Annotated in this window: 19 protein-coding genes; 10 read left to right on the forward strand and 9 right to left on the reverse strand. The window is 68.3% G+C overall.

Annotated features, from left to right (window positions below; genetic code table 11):
- Window positions 1-3: 3 nt before the first annotated feature.
- The 4 genes from MFM001_RS03860 to MFM001_RS03875 form a co-directional block, all read right to left on the reverse strand.
- Complete coding sequence (locus MFM001_RS03860) at window positions 4-846, reverse strand: carbohydrate ABC transporter permease (protein ID WP_116373788.1); 843 nt, start codon at window positions 844-846, stop codon at window positions 4-6.
- Window positions 833-1,726 carry a carbohydrate ABC transporter permease gene (locus tag MFM001_RS03865; protein WP_116373790.1) on the reverse strand — a complete coding sequence of 298 codons (894 nt, stop codon included), beginning with the start codon at window positions 1,724-1,726 and terminating at the stop codon, window positions 833-835. The genes MFM001_RS03860 and MFM001_RS03865 overlap by 14 nt, the downstream gene beginning before the upstream one ends.
- Entirely contained in the window at window positions 1,723-3,129 is a 1,407-nt protein-coding gene (locus MFM001_RS03870; RefSeq protein WP_238158907.1) for an extracellular solute-binding protein, read from the reverse strand. The genes MFM001_RS03865 and MFM001_RS03870 overlap by 4 nt, the downstream gene beginning before the upstream one ends.
- A gap of 96 nt (window positions 3,130-3,225) precedes the next feature.
- Window positions 3,226-3,753, reverse strand: a complete 528-nt coding sequence (locus MFM001_RS03875) for a general stress protein (RefSeq protein ID WP_116373792.1) — start codon at window positions 3,751-3,753, stop codon at window positions 3,226-3,228.
- Here MFM001_RS03875 and MFM001_RS25140 point away from each other — a divergent pair.
- Both MFM001_RS25140 and MFM001_RS03885 read left to right on the forward strand, forming a co-directional pair.
- Window positions 3,711-4,250: a DUF4190 domain-containing protein gene (locus MFM001_RS25140; RefSeq protein ID WP_371685157.1), complete on the forward strand. Its 540-nt coding sequence runs from the start codon at window positions 3,711-3,713 to the stop codon at window positions 4,248-4,250. The genes MFM001_RS03875 and MFM001_RS25140 overlap by 43 nt on opposite strands.
- Before the next feature lie 4 nt (window positions 4,251-4,254).
- Window positions 4,255-4,716, forward strand: coding sequence for a DUF4190 domain-containing protein (locus MFM001_RS03885; RefSeq protein ID WP_116373796.1), 462 nt, complete (start codon window positions 4,255-4,257; stop codon window positions 4,714-4,716).
- Between the two features lies 1 nt (window position 4,717).
- Here the strand turns inward: MFM001_RS03885 and MFM001_RS03890 are convergent, their stop codons facing one another.
- Window positions 4,718-5,686 carry a CoA ester lyase gene (locus MFM001_RS03890; RefSeq protein WP_116373798.1) on the reverse strand — a complete coding sequence of 323 codons (969 nt, stop codon included), beginning with the start codon at window positions 5,684-5,686 and terminating at the stop codon, window positions 4,718-4,720.
- A gap of 24 nt (window positions 5,687-5,710) precedes the next feature.
- Between MFM001_RS03890 and MFM001_RS03895 the strand changes: the two genes are divergently transcribed.
- The 4 genes from MFM001_RS03895 (at window position 5,711) to MFM001_RS03910 (ending at window position 10,257) form a co-directional block, all read left to right on the forward strand.
- Window positions 5,711-7,006, forward strand: a complete 1,296-nt coding sequence (locus MFM001_RS03895) for a magnesium transporter MgtE N-terminal domain-containing protein (protein WP_116373800.1) — start codon at window positions 5,711-5,713, stop codon at window positions 7,004-7,006.
- Window positions 7,003-7,533: a DUF1003 domain-containing protein gene (locus MFM001_RS03900; protein ID WP_116373802.1), complete on the forward strand. Its 531-nt coding sequence runs from the start codon at window positions 7,003-7,005 to the stop codon at window positions 7,531-7,533. Before MFM001_RS03895 ends, MFM001_RS03900 begins: the two co-directional genes overlap by 4 nt.
- A gap of 143 nt (window positions 7,534-7,676) precedes the next feature.
- On the forward strand, window positions 7,677-9,083 hold the full coding sequence (locus MFM001_RS03905; protein WP_192886847.1) for a lytic transglycosylase domain-containing protein: 1,407 nt from the start codon (window positions 7,677-7,679) through the stop codon (window positions 9,081-9,083).
- 25 nt (window positions 9,084-9,108) lie between these two features.
- Window positions 9,109-10,257, forward strand: coding sequence for an Mrp/NBP35 family ATP-binding protein (locus MFM001_RS03910; RefSeq protein WP_116373806.1), 1,149 nt, complete (start codon window positions 9,109-9,111; stop codon window positions 10,255-10,257).
- Between the two features lie 51 nt (window positions 10,258-10,308).
- Here the strand turns inward: MFM001_RS03910 and tatB are convergent, their stop codons facing one another.
- The 4 genes from tatB to sigE all read right to left on the reverse strand — a co-directional run bounded on the left by tatB (window position 10,309) and on the right by sigE (window position 13,520).
- On the reverse strand, window positions 10,309-10,695 hold the full coding sequence (tatB, locus tag MFM001_RS03915) for a Sec-independent protein translocase protein TatB (protein ID WP_116373808.1): 387 nt from the start codon (window positions 10,693-10,695) through the stop codon (window positions 10,309-10,311).
- Window positions 10,696-12,198, reverse strand: coding sequence for a S1C family serine protease (locus MFM001_RS03920; RefSeq protein ID WP_192886848.1), 1,503 nt, complete (start codon window positions 12,196-12,198; stop codon window positions 10,696-10,698).
- 78 nt (window positions 12,199-12,276) lie between these two features.
- Window positions 12,277-12,663, reverse strand: a complete 387-nt coding sequence (gene rseA, locus MFM001_RS03925) for an anti-sigma E factor RseA (RefSeq protein WP_116373812.1) — start codon at window positions 12,661-12,663, stop codon at window positions 12,277-12,279.
- Between the two features lie 104 nt (window positions 12,664-12,767).
- A complete protein-coding gene (sigE, locus tag MFM001_RS03930) occupies window positions 12,768-13,520 on the reverse strand; it encodes an RNA polymerase sigma factor SigE (protein ID WP_116374360.1) in 753 nt (250 codons plus the stop codon).
- Window positions 13,521-13,706: 186 nt separating this feature from the next.
- On the opposite strand from sigE, the gene MFM001_RS03935 reads away from it, so the two are divergent.
- From MFM001_RS03935 to MFM001_RS03950, 4 genes are all read left to right on the forward strand, one after another.
- A complete protein-coding gene (locus tag MFM001_RS03935) occupies window positions 13,707-14,375 on the forward strand; it encodes an O-methyltransferase (protein ID WP_116373814.1) in 669 nt (222 codons plus the stop codon).
- 117 nt (window positions 14,376-14,492) lie between these two features.
- Complete coding sequence (locus MFM001_RS03940) at window positions 14,493-15,131, forward strand: TetR/AcrR family transcriptional regulator (protein WP_116373816.1); 639 nt, start codon at window positions 14,493-14,495, stop codon at window positions 15,129-15,131.
- Window positions 15,121-16,056 carry an ABC transporter ATP-binding protein gene (locus MFM001_RS03945; RefSeq protein WP_116374361.1) on the forward strand — a complete coding sequence of 312 codons (936 nt, stop codon included), beginning with the start codon at window positions 15,121-15,123 and terminating at the stop codon, window positions 16,054-16,056. Before MFM001_RS03940 ends, MFM001_RS03945 begins: the two co-directional genes overlap by 11 nt.
- Complete coding sequence (locus tag MFM001_RS03950) at window positions 16,053-17,687, forward strand: ABC transporter permease (RefSeq protein ID WP_116373818.1); 1,635 nt, start codon at window positions 16,053-16,055, stop codon at window positions 17,685-17,687. Before MFM001_RS03945 ends, MFM001_RS03950 begins: the two co-directional genes overlap by 4 nt.
- Window positions 17,688-17,692: the final 5 nt, after the last annotated feature.

A 17,692-nucleotide genomic window follows, 5' to 3' on the forward strand; every position in this document is an offset into this window, starting at 1 on the left:
GAGCTATCCCTTCACGGCGCCAGACGTCAACCCGGCAACTATCCGTCGTTGGAAGATTAGAACAAAAACAATGATCGGGACGGTAATGACCATCGCGCCGGCCGCGATTGATCCGGTCGGTTCCTCGAATTGCGAACTTCCGGTGAAGTTGGCAATCGCCACCGGTGCGGTGATCGCCGCCTTGGTCGCGGTCAACGACAATGCGAGCAGCAGGTCGTTCCAGGCGAAGATGAACACCAGGATTGCCGCAGTGACGATTCCCGGCGCCGCCAGCGGGGCGATCACCTTGCGGAACGCCTGACCCGGTGTGGCGCCGTCCATCTTGGCCGCCTTCTCCAAATCCCAGGGGATCTCCCGGAAGAATGCGGACAGGGTGTAGAGGGCCAGCGGCAACGCGAACGTAATGTACGGGATGATCAGACCCGGCCAGGTGTCGAACAGGCCGATGCTGCGTTCGATGTCGAATATCGGTGTGACAAGCGAGATTTGCGGAAACATCGCGATCAACAGCGCGGCGCCGATCAACAGCCCTTTGCCCGGGAAATCCAGCCGCGCCACCGCATAAGCGGCCATGGCGCCGATGACCACCGCGATCACGGTGGTAATCGCGCCGATGCCAATCGAATTGACCAGCGCCGAGCTGAAGAAGTTCCCGCGGAAAATAGCGCGATAGTTGTCGAAGGTCACCGACGACGGAATCAGCTTGCCGTCCTTGACCGTTGACGTCGGCTTGAGCGACAGCGACAAGATCCACAACACCGGGAACAGCGCATAGAGCACCACCAGCGCGTCGGCCACCACCCAGGCGGCTGCCCGTCCAGGGCTGATCCGCTCAACCACGGCCATCACCGCCCGGTGCGGCGGCGCCGAACACCTTGACGAAGACGAACGCGATGATCGCCACACTGAGGAAGATCAGCACCGAAATCGCCGAGCCCAGGCCCACATTGAAGCCCTTGAACAGATTGTCGTAGCCCAGCATCGACACCGAGTCGGTGTTGTTGGAGCCGCCGGTGAGCACATAGATGTTGTCGAAGATCCGGAAGGCATCCAGTGTGCGAAACAGCAGCGCCACCAGGATCGCCGGTTTGATCAACGGAAGGATGATCTTGAACAGCCGTCGCCAGGCGCCCGCGCCGTCGACCTGCGCGGCCTTGAGCAGATCGTCGGGCACCAACGCCAACCCGGCCAGCAGCAACAGCGCCATGAACGGCGTCGTCTTCCACACTTCGGCGAGCACCACGATGCCCAGCGACGGGATCTGATGGGTCAGCGGCGCGCTGCCCTGCGGAAGCAGGTTGGCCAGGTAGCCGGTGCCCGGCGTCCAGGCGTAGTACCAGCTGTACGCCGCGGCCACCGTGACAATGCCGTACGGAATCAGCACCGCCGCACGCACCACGCCCTTGCCGAACAGACTGCGGTGCATGATCAACGCCAGCGCCAAGCCCAACACAAACTCGAGCGCCACCGAAACCACGGTGATCGCCAGCGTCACCACGAACGCCGTCCACCACAACCGGTCGGTCAAAATGGTCTGGTAATTGGCCAGCCCGACGAACTTCGCGTCGCCCGGTGTGGCAAAGGTGAAGCGCTGCAAGCTCAACCACACCGCATAGCCGATCGGGTATGCCGTCACGGCAAGCATCAGAATCACCGCAGGCGCCACCAAGACGAACGCCAGCCGACGCTCCGAGCGCCGGCCCTCGGTGACGGCGGTCGCGGTCATGGGATCAAACCCTTGCCGTCGATGGCCTTCTGCACCTGCTCGGCGAGCGCGTCCGCGGTCTTCTCCGGATCGATCGCGCTGATCGGGGCCAGCGTCGCCGAGATCCGGGTGGACACCGCCTGGTAGAGCGGCGTCTCCGGGCGGACCGCGGCGTTGGTGAGTTGCCGGCGAATCACGTCGTACATCGGGAACTTCGCCTGGAACTGCGGATCGGAATACAGCGACGCGCGCACCGCGGGCAGGCCGCCTTCGATCGAGACATATTTCTGGTTGGCCAGACTGCGCAGACAGCGCACCGCCTCGAACGCCTGCGCCTTGTGCCGAGTCGTCTTGGCAACCGCCAGATTCAGCCCGCCGATCGTCACCTTGGCCGGCCGGTCGGGCTGCACACCCGGATAAGGCGCGAAACCGAACACCGACTTGGCGGCATCGTAGGCCGCGCGGAACTGCTCGTCGGTCGGATCGAAACTGCCCACGTTGTCAATGCTGCCCGCCAGGTCCTGACGCTTATCGAGCGGCAGGAACCCCACACCGCCTTTGACGGCGTTCTCGAGCATCGAGGGCAGCACGAACGGCCAGTTGACCTCCAACGCGGCTTTGCCTTGCTCGAGCGCCAATCGCGCTGTGCCCTCGTCGGTCTGGGTGATCGACGGGTCGGCGCCGGGCGCGGTGGCCACCGCCTTCAGGATCTGCAGCGCCTTGACCGTCGCCGCGCGGTGGGCGGGGGTGTCCGTCAGCGTGACCGCCTTGCCGTCGTCGGACAGCACCTGACCGCCGGCACTAACCAGCAGCGTGTTGAACCACACCACCAGCCCCTCGTACTGCTTGGCCTCGACCGCGATCCAGCTCGGTTTGCCGGCGTCGTGCAACCGGGTCGCCTCGGCCACCATGGCGTCCCAGGTGGTCGGCGGCTTGTCCATCAAATCTGCTCGGTACCACAGCAATTGGGTGTTGGTCGTCAGCGGTGACGCGTAGAGCTTGTGCTGGCGGCGGGCGGTGGCCAGCGGGCCGGGCAGTGTGTCGGAGACGGCGTCGGCCTCCGCCCGGCCGGCGGGGTCGTCGGACAGCGGCAGCGCCCAGCCCGCGTCGGCGAACTCCGCAGTCCACACCACGTCGATGGCCATCACGTCCAGGGTGCGGTCGTTGCCGGTGAGCCGGCGGGCCAACTGCAGCCGCTGGTCGTCCGCCGCGCGGGGCAGGCTGAATTGCCGGATGGTGAACCGGCCGCCGAGCTGGTCGGTGCAGCGCTGGGCGAGCGCGGTGAACGTCGCGGTTTCGTTGGCCGGTGTGTAGAGGCTCACGACGGCACCGTTGTCGGCCGATCCGCACGACGACACCGAAGCGGTGGTCAGGGCAGCCAGCACGACCGCGGCCAGCCGCCGTGCCCGCCCGCGACTAACCACGACACCTGCCTTTCTCTGGTTGCCCGCGGCAGAACGGTAGAGCCGGTTACGCGTGAGATGCAACACGCCCGGTCTGCACGTCACGTTCGCGAGCGGTCAGATTGCCAGGCGGGCGAGAAGGTCTCGGGCTTTCTCGGCGTTCTGCGGATCGCACAGCACGTCGTAGCGGCCGGCGACCAGTTGCATCGTCGAGCTGAAATCGCGGGTGCCGCGCGCCATCGCGTACGGGACCGCGGAGGTGATCAGCCCGAAGAACACCCCGGCGATCAGGCCGGTGGCCAGCGCGGCCCAGGGGTTGGGGCTGAAAAAACCGAGCACCAAGCCGATGAACAGGCCCAGCCAGGCACCGCTCAAGACGCCGCCGCCGAGGACCTTCGGCCAGGTCAGCCGGCCGGTGACCCGCTCGACCTGCATGAGGTCGACGCCCACGATCGTCACCTGTTGCACGGGGAACTCTTGCTCGGAGAGGTAGTCGACGGCTCGCTGCGCCTCCGCATAGGTGGGGTACGACCCCACCGGCCAGCCCTTGGGCGGGGTCGGCAGTCCAGGAGCGCTGCGCCGGCCCGCCGCCGGGCTGGCGGGTGTGCCGCCGGGAACCTGTCCGGGCTGGAACGGGCTGGTCATGGTTCTATTCTCCTCTGCCGACGCACCGGGTCGCCGTCGATCTGCTACCAGCACATACGTTAAGGCTTGCGTCGCAGGCCGGCTCTGCCAGTTCCGGCCGCCGGACGCCCGCATCGTTTAGGTTGATCAGCATGACAGTTCCCGGCGGCGACTCCGGCGAGAAAGCGCCAGACGGGCCAGACCAGCCGCCGCCCGGTTATCCGCCGCCGATGCCGCCGCAGTATGGCGGCCCGCAGGGCGGCTATCCGGAGTACGCCGGCGGCTACGGAGAACAGCCGGGCACCAACACCCTGGCGATCGCCTCGTTGGTCGCCTCGCTGATCGGCCTGCTGTGCGGCATCGGCTCCATCGTGGGCATCGTGTTGGGCACCGTCGCGGTCAACCAGATCAAACAGACTCGGGAGCAGGGTTACGGCCTGGCCGTCGCGGGCATCGTGGTCGGCATCGCGACGCTGGTGGTCAGCCTCATTTTCTTCGTCACTGTCCGGATGCATTAGCGACATGACCGGCCCCGATCAGCCGCACCCGGGCGGAGAGCAACATCCGTGGTGGAACAACCCGCCGCCCGCCGACCCGCACCCGCCGCTGAACTACCCCGAGTATCCGTATCTGCCGCCACCACCGCCGCCGTATCCGGGTGGCCCGTTCGGCTACGGCGGCCCACCCGGATACCCCTACGGCCCGGCGGGAACCAACGGCATGGCGATCGGATCGCTGACCACGTCGATCGCCGGCATCTTCTTGGGTGTGCCGCTGACGTTCTTCTGCTACCTCGGTCTGCTGATCCCGCTTGTCGGCGTGGTGCTCGGCGTCGTCGCACTCAACCAGATCAAGCACACCCACCAGCAGGGCCGCGGGCTGGCGATTGCCGGCATCGCGGTGGGCGCCACCACCTTCGCGCTGCTGGTGCTGGCGATCATCGGGCTCCTGCTCGTGGGCCTCAGCGTGATGAACCGGTCCTGAACTAGGCAGGCGGAACGAACGGGTCGGACTGCCGCTGCATGCCCGCCGCGCGCCCCTTGGCCGCGATCACCAACGCCATCTTGCGGCTGGCCTCGTCGATCATCTCGTCGCCGAGCATCACCGCGCCGCGGGCACCGCCCGCACTCGAGGTGTGCCACTCGTAGGCCTCAAGGATCAGCTCGGCGTGGTCGTACTCGTCCTGTCGCGGGCTGAAGATCTCGTTGCCGGCCGCGATCTGATCGGGATGCAGCACCCATTTGCCGTCGTAGCCAAGTGCGGCCGACCGGCCCGCCACCCGCCGGAACGCCTCGGTGTCCCGCACCTTGAGATAGGGCCCGTCGACGGCGGCGATGCCGTGTGCCCGCGCCGCCACCAGAATCGTCATCAACGCGTGGTGGTAGGCGTCGCCGACGTCGTAGCCCTCGGGCTGCTCGCCGACGACCAGCGTGCGCATGTTGAGACTCGCCATCAGGTCGGCCGGCCCGAGCACCAGCGCCTGCACGCGCGGGACGGCCGCGATCGCGTCGACGTTCATCAGGCCGCGGGCGTCTTCGATCTGCGCGTCGATGCCGATGCCACCGACCGGGAGTCCGTGGATGGTTTCCAGCTGGGTCAGCAGTAGATCGAGCGCGGTGACGTGTGAGACGTCCGAGACCTTCGGCAGCACAACGACATCCAGCGTCGCGTCGGGCGCCGCACCGACGGCCGAGACCACCTCGATGACGTCGGCGTGGGTCCACGGTGTCGTCCAGCCGTTGACGCGCACGCCGCGCAACTGCCCGGCCCACCCCGGTCCGGCGAGCGCCTGGGCCACCCGGGTGCGGGCCGGTTCCTTGGCGTCCGGTGCGACGGCGTCTTCGAGGTCGAGAAAGACTTCGTCGGCCGGCAGTCCCTTGGCCTTGTCGATCATCTTCTGGCTACTGCCCGGAACCGACAGGCAGGTCCGGCGGGGGCGATAGGCGTTATTCACCGTTTCACTCCTACAGTTTGAACCATGACGTCGATCAACCGGGTGTACGTGGCACGGCTGGCGCGAATGCTGGTGCTAGGCCCGATGGGTGAGTCGCTCGGCCGGGTGCGCGACGTCGTGGTCAGCATCAGCATCGTGCGCCAACAGCCCCGAGTTCTCGGTCTCGTCGTCGAATTGCCTTCGCGCCGAAGGATTTTCGTTCCGATTGGCCGGGTCGCCGCCATCGAGCCCAATGCGGTGACGTTGACCACCACCAGCGTGTCGTTGCACCGGTTCGAGCAGCGGCCCGGCGAAGTGCTGGTGCTGGGCCAGATTCTGGACACCAAGGTGCGGGTCAACGATCCCGAACTGCCGCAGCTGGCCGACACCGACGTGGTGATCACCGACCTCGGCATCGAGCAGACCCGGACCCGCGACTGGATGGTGACCCGCGTCGCCGTCCGCAGCATGCGGCGGCTGGGCCGGCGCGCCGGCGCCTACGTCGTCGACTGGCACAACGTGATCGGCCTGACCCCCTCGGCGCTGGCCATGCCCGGACAGGGCGTCGCGCAGCTGCTGCACCAGTTCGAGGAGTGGCGACCGATCGAGGTGGCCGACGCCCTGCGCGAGCTGCCGCCCAAACGGCGCTACGAGGTGGTCAAGGCGCTCGACGACGAGCGGCTGGCGGACATCCTGCAGGAACTGCCCGAAGAGGACCAGGCCGACGTGCTCACGCAGCTGGGCACCGAGCGGGCCGCCATGGTGCTCGAGGAGATGGACCCCGACGACGCCGCCGATTTGCTCGGCATGATGAACCCCTCCGAGGCCGAGGTGCTGCTGCGCCGGATGGATCCTGGCGAGTCCGATCCAGTGCGACGGCTGCTGACCCACTCCCCCGACAGCGCGGGCGGCCTGATGACGTCGGATCCCGTTGTGTTGCCGCCGGACACCTCGGTCGCCGAGGCTTTGGCCCGGGTCCGAAACCCCGACCTGACTCCCGCACTGGCCTCACTGGTGTTCGTGGTGCGTCCACCGACCGCCACTCCGACCGGCCAGTACCTGGGTTGCGTGCACCTCCAGCGGCTGCTGCGCGAGCCGCCGGCCGCGTTGACCGGCGGGATCATCGACACCGACCTGCCGTGCCTGACACCGGATACATCGCTGCCCGCGCTGACCCGCTACTTCGCCGCGTACAACCTGCTCTGCGGCCCGGTGGTCGACGAGCAGCATCACCTGCTGGGGGCGGTGACGGTCGACGACGTGCTCGATCACCTGCTGCCGCATGACTGGCGGGCCAGCACCGACGAACCGGCGCTGGACGTCGCCGGAGGAGGGTCGTGAGCAATTCGTCGGCGCGCCAGCGGCTTTACACCCCGCGTACCTCACGGCTGCTCGCGCCGCGGGTGGACCCCGAGGCGGTCGGGCAGGTCACCGAATCGGTCGCCCGTTTCTTCGGCACCGGCCGCTATTTGTTGCTGCAGACCGTCGTCGTGGTGGTTTGGATCGTGGTGAACGTCTTCGCGGTCAGCCTGCGCTGGGACCCTTACCCGTTCATCCTGCTCAACCTGGCGTTCTCCACCCAGGCCGCGTATGCGGCGCCGCTGATTCTGCTGGCCCAGAACCGCCAGGAGAACCGCGACCGTGTGGCGCTTGAAGAGGATCGTCGACGCGCCGAACAGACCAAAGCCGACACCGAATACCTCGCCCGCGAGCTGGCCGCGCTGCGGCTGGCGATCGGTGAGGTGGCCAAGACCCGCGAATATCTGCGCCACGAGCTGGAGAGTCTGCGGAGCCTGCTGGAGGACCGCCAGCCGGACGCCAGCGCCCCCGCGGGTGACGGCGTGGACCGTCGCGCCAAGAAATCCTGAGCGCGGGCGCGGAATCTGCGCTCACATAGTCCGCCATTGCCGCCACAGCGGTCACAACTGTTATGTATGGTGACTTAGTTCACGAGGCCCACACCGGGCATCGGGAGCGCCCGGATAAGGCTCGAATACTCAAGGACGGTCGAGTGCGCATAGGGGGACGCTGGGGTGCACACCCGGCCCTTGCCACGGTGCGACGGCAGCTACGCCGCGTAACCCGGCTCCCGGCATTCGGTGACCACATGCGACAGCGGCTCGGCCGCGCAACCCAGACCCCGGCATTCGGCGTGACCGTGATCGTCGCGCTGGTGTTCGCCGGAGCCGTCGGCGCCGCCGCCCCGCCGTTCCGCGCGCCGATGCCCACGGTGCACGACAACGGCATCACGCCGGTTGCCGCGGTCGTCCCTGTCTCCAGCGACCCGTCGGGCCCGATGGTCATCTCGCTAGTGCGTCCTCTCAAGGCCTTCCACATCGCGGCGGCCACGGTGTCGGCGCCGCCGCCCACGGTCGTCGTGAATTCGCCTGGCGCGCTTGGGATTCCGTCGATGGCACTCTCCGCGTACCGCAACGCCGAGCGGATGATGGCCAACGCCTACCCGAACTGTGGGATCAGCTGGAACCTGCTGGCGGGGATCGGACGCATCGAGTCGATGCACGCCAACGGCGGTGCCACCGACGCCCGCGGCACCGCCGTGCGGCCTATCTACGGCCCCGCCCTGGACGGCTCGCTGCCCGGAAACGAGGTCATTGTCCAAAGCAACACGCCGGGCCGGGTCACGTTCGCGCGCGCGATGGGCCCGATGCAGTTCCTGCCCGGCACCTGGGCGCGGTATGCCTCCGACGGCGACGGCGACGGCATCGCCGACCCGCAGAACCTGTACGACTCCACGCTGGCCGCCGCGCGCTACCTGTGCAGCGGCGGCTTGGACCTGCGCGACTCGCAGCAGGTGCTGTCGGCGATCCTGCGCTACAACAACTCGATGCCGTACGCCCAGAACGTGCTGGGCTGGGCGGCCGCGTACGCCACCGGCGTGGTGCCGGTCGACCTGCCGCCGCTCACCGGCGCCCCGCCGCCGCTCGCCGACATGCATCTGGAGCATTTGGAGAACGCCGAGGGCATCGGGCCCGGGCTGCCGCTGAACATCCACGGCCTGCCCTCGACCGACCCGCTGGCACAGATGCCGCTGATCGACCTCAGCCAATCCGCCGCAGCCGGACAGCAGCCGATGTGGCCGTGGGCGCAGCAGCAGCCGCAGCAACAGCTTGGCCCGCGCTCGTCGAGCTGCACGGTGATCTGCATCGGGCCGCAGGAGGCGGCGCCGCCTCAGCAGCCGGGACAGCCACCGCTGCTGGCGCCGCCGCCTGCCGCGCCGCCTCAGGCGCCTCCAGTGGTGGCGCCACCCGGAGCGCCCGCAGGCCCACCGCAGGTCGCGGCACCACCCGTCGCACCGGGTCCGCCACCGCCGGGCACACCGCAACCTGGCGCCGCGCAGCTGCCGGCCGCGGCCAACCCGGCGTCGGGGCCCGGCCCCCTGCCAGGTCCGGCCAGCTGATCGCAGCCGCCTACACTCGGCGGTGATGTCTGAAGAAACTCACGACGCCGACCTGACTGCGGCTATCCGCGCCGCGCTGGCCAAGGTGATCGACCCCGAATTGCGCCGCCCGATCACCGAACTCGGGATGGTCAAAAGCATCGACGTCCGCCCGGGCGGGGCCGTGCACGTCGAGATCTACCTGACCACGGCCGCGTGCCCGAAGAAAACCGAGATCAGCGAGCGCGTCACCCAGGCGGTCGCCGACGTTCCCGGCACCGGCGCGGTCACCGTCGGCCTGGACGTGATGAGCGACGAGCAGCGCACCGAGTTGCGCAAGCAGCTGCGCGGCGACGCCCGCGAACCGGTCATCCCGTTCGCCCAGCCGGGGTCCCTGACCCGGGTGTATGCCGTCGCGTCCGGCAAGGGCGGCGTCGGCAAGTCGACGGTCACGGTCAATCTGGCCGCGGCGATGGCCGCTCGCGGTCTGTCGGTGGGGGTGCTCGACGCCGACATCCACGGCCATTCGATTCCCCGGATGATGGGCACCACCGATCGTCCCACCCAGGTCGAATCGATGATCCTGCCGCCGATCGCCCACGACGTGCGGGTGATTTCGATCGCGATGTTCACCCAGGGCAACACCCCGGTGGTGTGGCGCGGGCCGATGCTGCACCGGGCCCTGCAGCAGTTCCTCGCCGACGTCTATTGGGGAGACCTCGACGTGCTGCTCCTCGACTTACCACCGGGCACCGGCGACATCGCCATCTCGGTGGCCCAGCTGATTCCGAACGCGGAAATCCTGGTCGTGACCACCCCACAGCATGCCGCCGCCGAAGTGGCCGAACGCGCGGGCAGCATCGCGTTGCAGACCCGCCAGCGCATCGTCGGCGTAGTGGAGAACATGTCGTGGCTGATGCTGCCCGACGGGTCGCAACTGCAGGTGTTCGGCGAGGGCGGTGGCCAGCAGGTCGCCGAACGGCTGTCCCGGGCGGTCGGCGCCGACGTACCACTGCTGGGCCAGATCCCGCTGGATCCCGCGCTGGTCGACGCTGGCGACTCCGGTGTGCCGATCGTGCTCAGTGCGCCGGATTCGGCCGTCGGCAAGGAACTGCGCCGAGTCGCCGACGCGCTGTCCTCACGCCGCCGCGGGCTGGCCGGTATGTCGTTGGGCCTCGACCCGACCCGACATTGAGATTGCCCCTACGGCTGTGATTTCTCGAAAATCACGACCCTGGCGGCAATCTCACGTGGCGTCGGTGTCAAACGGCGCGGGCCCATCGACAGGCGGCTCGGGGGCCGGCGGCTCGGGCGGCGGCGGAACACTTTCCTCCACCCGGTCGAACCTGCCGGTGAACAGTGAGTCGTCGCCGTCGAACAGATGCTTGGTCAGTGCCGCCCGCGGCGTCATGCCGCGCAGCTTCTGCAACTCACTGAGCGGCTCGCGCAGATCGTCGAATTCGGGCCCGATGTCCTGCCGCAACTGTTCGGTCATCCCGCTGAGGTAGTCGCGGGCCTGCCGCAAAGCGTTGGCGCTCCAGCGGATTGCGCCCGGCAACCGCTCGGGGCCGAGCACCACCAGCCCGACCACCACGAGGACGAGCATCTCCCCCCAGCCGACGTTGGCGAACACCTAACTGTTGTCCGGACCCGGTTTCACCGTCAGCGTCACGTGCCGCCCGTCGCGCACCACCTCGATCGGGGCGTCCTGCCCAATTGTCAACTGGCGCACCGCAACAACCATCTCGTCGGCGTCGGCGACGGGCCGGTTGCCGACCTTGACCACGACGTCGTTCTCCAAGATGCCGGCCTGCTGCGCGGGGCTGCCGGCTTTCACGTTGGCCACCTGCGCGCCGGAGGCGATCGCGTTGCTCACCGACCGGGTGCTCAGCCCCAGCGTCGGGTGGACGATCTTGCCGTCCTTGATCAGCGTCTGCGCGACCTCTTTCGCCTCGTTGACCGGGATCGCGAAGCCCAGGCCGCTGGCGCTGTCGGACAGCGACTTGCCGGCGGTGTTGATACCGATCACCTGGGAATCCATTCCGATCAGCGGGCCGCCGGAGTTGCCGTGGTTGATCGAGGCGTCGGTCTGGACGGCGTCGATGACGGTGTCGGTGTCCGAGCCGTCACCTGAGAGCGGGATCGGGCGGTGCAGCGCGCTGATGATGCCGTGCGTCACGGTGCTGCGTAGCCCGAGCGGCGCACCGGCGGCCAGCACCTCGTCGCCGACGCGCACTTTGTCGGAGTCACCGAGCCGGGCGACCGTGAGGTTGTTGACGTTGTCAACCTTGAGCACGGCCAGGTCCGTCTTGGGGTCGCGGCCGACCAGGTTGGCGGGCACTTCCTTGCCGTCGTTGAACACGACGCTGGTCTTCCACTGGCTGGGGTTGTTGGCCGCCTCGGAGATGACGTGGTTGTTGGTGACGATGTAGCCGCGGCCGTCGATCACCACCCCGGAGCCCTGCATGCCCTCCTGGTCACTGACCGATTCGATCGTCACCACCGAGTCGGCTATCGCAGCGGCCACTTTCGCGAACCGGCCGGCCGGCTCTTCCTTGTTGCCGCTGGTCGACAGCGTCACCTTCGACGTGGTGAACGCCTCGGCGACCTCGGCGGTCTTGCGTCCGATCCAGCCGCCCGCCAATCCGATCACCAAGGCGAGGACGGCCAGGATGGCCAGCGCACGGTAGGAGACCTTGCCGCCGAACAGCACGTCGCGCACGCCGAGCTTGCCGCCCAGGCCGGCGCCGCCGCGCGGCGGAGCGGGCGCCAGCGCGGGGCTACCCAGGGCCGCGGCCGCGCCCGGGTCGCGCCAGGGATCGTCGGCCTCGTCGGGCTGGTCCTTGTCCTTCTCGCCGTCCAGCGCGCCGGCGTCGGTGGGGTGGCGCTGAAGCGAGTCGGCCTCCGGGAAGGGGCGGCCGAAGGCCTCGGCGAGCACCGGGTCGGCCGGCTCGTCGTGCGGGGCGAAATCGCTTTGGTTGCGGTACTTCTGCGGGCGCACGGCCTCGGCGACGAACGAGCCCTGCACGCCGTCGGGGCGGCTGAAGGTCTGCTGCGACGCGGGATCGACCGGTGGCCGCGAAACGGGTCGCGGCGCCAGCCGGTGGCCGCCGTACTTGTCTTGGTCGGAGGTCACGTCATCCTCTTCCGAGCGCTGGAGAAACACACGCTGTGGGCACGAGCACGGCGTCTGACACCGGCTAATCCACCCTACCTACCGGCGCTTACGCCGGTCACGCGCGCTGCCGTCGGCCAACGGGTCACAGAACGTGTCATCCGGTGGCGACTGCGGAATCTGGGACAGCAGCCCGAGCAGTGAGCTGGGGATGCTGATCGGGCTGGAGTCGCGCAACGCAGCGCGCGCCCGGCTCTGGTCTTCGACTTCCGTGGCGCACTCGGGGCACAACGAAATGTGGTGAGCGGCGCGCAGGTGTGCGTTCATCCGCAGCTCACCGTCGACGAATGCCGCGATGGCCTCGGTGGACAGGTGCTCGGTGGAGCCGAACTGGCGCGGCGCGCCCACCGGCGCGTCGCTCTGCGAGGCGAATTGGGAGGGAAGCCAGGAGAACGCTCGGCGGAACACATGTCCCCGGTCGACCATTGCCAAGCTCCTCTCGGTATCGCGCGGATGCGCGGCACTACCTCGAATGTAGCGCGCTACCCCGGTCCGCAATACCACTGAACAGCCCCGAAGGCCGAGTGTCGTCAGGCCGTGCCGGCACGCTCGGCGTGCTCGGGGTGCGCTGCCAGGTAGTCCCGCAGCGCCTGGCGTCCACGGTGAATGCGGCTGCGGACCGTCCCCAGCTTGACGCCGAGGGTGGCGCCGATCTCCTCATACGACAGGCCCTCGATGTCACACAGCACCACGGCGGCCCGGAACTCCGGCGGCAGCGAATCCAGCGCGGCCTGCAGATCAGCACCCAGCCGGGCGTCGTGGTAGATCTGCTCGGGGTTGGGCTCGTCGGCAGGCACGCGGTCGTAGTCGTCGGGCAATGCCTCCATCCGGACACGGCCGCGCCGTCGCACCATGTCGAGGAACAAGTTGGTGGTGATGCGGTGCAGCCAGCCCTCGAAAGTTCCCGGCTGATAGTTCTGCACCGACCGGAACACCCGGATGAAGGTCTCCTGGGTGAGGTCCTCGGCGTCGTGCTGGTTGCCGGAGAGGCGATAGGCCAGCCGGTAGACGCGGTCGGCGTGTTGGCGTACCAATTCGTCCCACGACGGCATCGCCGCCTTGTCACCGGTCGCGTCGAAGATCGCGGTCCCGTAGGGCTCGTCGGATGGTTCGACCCAGTCGGCGTCGCGGTAGCGCTCAGGGTGCGACATGCTCGCCGGGCTCATCAGGGTGGTGATAGTCAGATCCTCCGGATTGATCCTGCCGTCGTATGGCAGTGCGTCACCGCGCGCAACACCGGGACTGCACTCTGTATTCCCGTCCCAGCGCCCTCCGCGATCCATGTACATACCGTTGCCTATCGGGGTGTGGCCGGCATGTGACGCCACTGAGCTTTCGCTGAGAAACGCGGCTGGCACCGCGTTGCACTGGGGCTTTGCCTCGCTATGTGATGTCGCCGTGCGGGCGTGTCGGGTTGTTAGGGGCGCGCCTGCCCGACCGGGGCCGGGGTTGGCTCTACGCTGCGGGGCATGGCCAGCACCGACCACCCAACCGGCCAGGCGGCCCCAGCCAGCCGGGCCGCGGCCATCTACACCCACGCCGAGGAGTCGATCTCCGAGGACGCGATCCTGGCGGCGGCCCGGGAGCGCGCCGTGGACATCGGCGCGGGCGCGGTCACTCCCGCGGTCGGCGCGCTGCTGAGCCTGCTGGCCAAGCTCAGCGGCGGTAAAGCTCTGGTCGAGGTGGGCACCGGCGCCGGAGTCAGCGGGCTGTGGTTGCTGTCGGGGATGAGCGACGACGGCGTGTTGACCACGATCGACATCGAGCCCGAGTACCAGCGCATCGCCAAGCAGGCGTTCAGCGACGCCGGCATCGGGCCGTCGCGCACCCGGCTGATCGGCGGGCGCGCGCAGGAGGTGCTGACCCGGCTGGCCGACGAGTCCTACGACCTGGTGTTCGTCGACGCCGACCCGATCGACCAGCCGGACTACGTCGTCGAGGGGGTCCGGTTGCTGCGGTCCGGCGGGCTGATCGTCGTGCACCGGGCGGCGCTCGGCGGACGGGCGGGTGATCCGTCGGCTCACGACGCCGAAGTGACCGCGGTGCGCGAGGCGGCGCGGCTGATCGCCGAGGACGAGCGACTAACGCCGGCGTTGGTGCCGCTCGGCGACGGCCTGCTGGCCGCCGTCCGCGACTAGCTCCGCTGTCCGCGAGCAGACACAGAATCGCATTCTTCGGGCCTCATCCATGCGATTTTGCGTCTGCTCGCGCGTCCATGCTTGACCGCGACTGAACGCGCGTTTAATGTACTGAACATGCGTTCAGCCGACTTGACCGCGGCGGCCCGGATCCGCGACGCCGCGATCGAGCAGTTCGGAAAGCAGGGTTTCGGCGTCGGGCTGCGCAAGATCGCCGACGCCGCCGGGGTGAGCGCCGCCCTCGTCATCCACCACTTCGGCTCCAAGGAAGGGCTGCGCAAGGCCTGCGACGACTACATCGCCGACGAGATCCGCAGCGTGAAGTCGGAGGCGATGCGGTCCACCGATCCGGCGACCTGGTTCGCCGCCATGGCCGAGATCGAGTCCTATGCACCGATGATGGCCTACCTGATGCGCAGCATGCAGGAAGGCGGCGAGCTGGCAAAGATGTTGTGGCGCAGGATGATCGACAACGCCGAAGACTACCTCGACGAAGGGGTGCGCGTCGGCACGCTCAAACCCAGCCGCGACCCCAAGGCCCGGGCCAAATACCTCGCCATCACCGGCGGAGGCGGCTTTCTGATGTATCTGCTGTTGCACGACAACGCCACGGACATTCGTGCCGTATTGCGCGACTACGCCCGCGACATGATCCTGCCCGCCCTCGAGCTCCACACCGAAGGATTGATGGCGGACAAGACCATGTATGAAGCATTCCTCGCTCAAGCCGAACAAGGAGAAGCCGATGTCAGTTGACCACAGCCGGACCCCCATCGAAATCCGCAATCTGACAAAAAATTTCGGTGCCGTTCGGGCGCTCGACGGCCTCGACCTGACCGTCCGCGAGGGCGAGGTGCACGGCTTCCTCGGGCCCAACGGCGCCGGGAAGTCGACGACCATTCGCATTCTGCTCGGCGTCGTCAAAGCCGACAGCGGAACCGCCCGGCTGCTCGGCGGCGACCCGTGGAACGACGCGGTCGAGTTGCATCGACAGATCGCCTACGTGCCAGGCGATGTGACCCTGTGGCCCAACCTGACCGGCGGCGAGACGATCGACCTGCTGGCACGCATGCGCGGCGGCCTCGACGAGAAGCGCCGCGCGGAACTGATCGAGCGATTCGACTTGGACCCGCACAAGAAGGCCCGCACCTACTCGAAGGGCAACCGGCAGAAGGTCTCCCTGATTTCGGCATTCTCGTCGTACGCGCGGCTGCTGCTGCTCGACGAGCCGAGTAGCGGCCTGGACCCGTTGATGGAGAACGTCTTTCAGCAATGCGTGGCCGAGGCGCGTGACCGCGGCGTCACCGTGCTGTTGTCAAGCCACATACTCGCCGAAACCGAAGCCCTGTGTGAGCGCGTGACGATCATCCGAGCCGGCAAGACCGTCGAGAGCGGCTCGCTGGAGTCGATGCGTCATCTCAGTCGCACCTCGATCAAGGCCGAAATGATCGGCAACCCGGGAGATCTCACCAGAATCCGCGGCGTCGAGGACGTCAGCGTCGAAGGCAACACCGTGCACGCCCAGGTCGACAGCGAAAGCCTGGGCGAGCTCATCCGGGTTCTCGGCGACGCCGGGGTACGCAGCCTGGTCAGCCAGCCGCCGACCCTCGAAGAGCTGTTCCTGCGCCACTACGGCGGTGACGGACAGCGTGGCCGCAGCCCACAGGAGGTGCGGGCATGACCGCCACCCTGGAGCGGCCGGCACACCAAGCGCCGCAACGTGGTTCGGCCTTCACCGGCACGCTCGGGATGCTGCGGCTCTACCTGCGCCGCGACCGGGTGGTGCTACCGCTGTGGGTATTGCTGCTGTCGCTGCCGCTGGCTACCGTGTACGTCGGCTCCATCGAAAAGGTGTATCCGGATCAAGCCGCGCGTGACAGCTTCGCGGCGTCGATCATGGCCAGCCCGGCCCAGCGCGCGCTCTACGGCCAGATCTACGCGGACAACCTCGGCGCCGTCGGTATCTGGAAGGCCGGAATGTTCCACCTGCTCATCGCGGTGGCGGTGATCCTCACGGTGATCCGGCACACCCGCGCCGACGAGGAGACCGGCCGTGCCGAGCTTCTCGACTCGACGGTGGTAGGACGCTACGCCAATCTGACCGCCGCCCTGCTGCTCTCATTCGGCGCGTCGGTAGCTACCGGCGCGATCGGCGCGGCGGGACTGCTCACCACCAACGTCGCACCGAGCGGGTCGCTCGCGTTCGGGGCGGCGTTGGCCGGCTCCGGCCTGGTGTTCACCGCCGTGGCCGCGGTGGCCGCTCAGTTGTCACCCAGCGCCCGATTCGCCCGCGGCACTGCGTTTTCGGTGCTGGCCGCCGCATTCACGTTGCGCGCGGTGGGCGACGCCGGCTCGGGCACGTTGTCGTGGCTTTCGCCGCTCGGGTGGTCCCTGCAAGTCCGGCCGTACGCGGACGAGCGGTGGTGGGTGCTGCTGCTGCATGTCGCGACGACGGCGGTGCTCACCGTGGGGGCCTACCGGTTGCTCGCCGGCCGCGACGTCGGCGCCGGGCTGATCGCCGAACGCCCGGGCCCGGCCGGCGCCGCAGCGACGCTGCAGGGCGCCGGAGGACTGGCGTGGCGCCTCGACCGCGGCTCGCTAGTGCTGTGGACGGTCGGTCTGTGCCTGTATGGCCTGCTGATCGGCAGCATCGTGCACGGCATCGGCGACGAAATCGGTGGCAGCGCCTCGGTCCGCGACATCGTCGCACGGATGGGCGGCACCACCGCGCTGGAGCGAGCCTTCCTCGCGGTGGCGTTCTGCATGCTGGGCATGGCCGCGGCGGCGTTCGCCATCTCACTGTCCTTGCGCCTGCACCAGGAGGAGACCGGCCAGCGCGCCGAGACGCTGCTGAGCGGTGCGACGAGCCGAAACCGTTGGCTGGCAAGCCATCTGGTGATCGCGCTGATCGGGCCCGCCGCTGCCCTGCTGATCGCGGGGTTGACCGCCGGATTCACCTACGGTGTCGCCGCCCACGACATCGCCGGCAAGTTGTCCACGGTGATCGGGACGGCGGCCGCGCAGCTACCCGCGGTGTGGCTGCTGGTTGCGGTCACGGCAGCGCTGTTCGGCGTGGCGCCGCGGTTCACCCCGGTGGCCTGGGGCGTGCTGGTCGCGTTCATCGCGTTGTATCTGATCGGTTCGTTGGCGGGCTTTCCGCAGTGGCTGCTCGACCTGGAACCGTTCGCGCACATTCCGCGGGTGGGCGGCGGCGACTTCACTCCTGTTCCGCTGCTGTGGCTGCTGGGCATCGACGTGGCGTTGATTGCGCTGGGAGCGGCGGCTTTCCGCCGCCGCGATCTGCGCAACTAAGGAGT

Source organism: Mycobacterium sp. MFM001 (assembly GCF_003402475.1).
In the GTDB taxonomy this organism is placed as follows: domain Bacteria; phylum Actinomycetota; class Actinomycetes; order Mycobacteriales; family Mycobacteriaceae; genus Mycobacterium.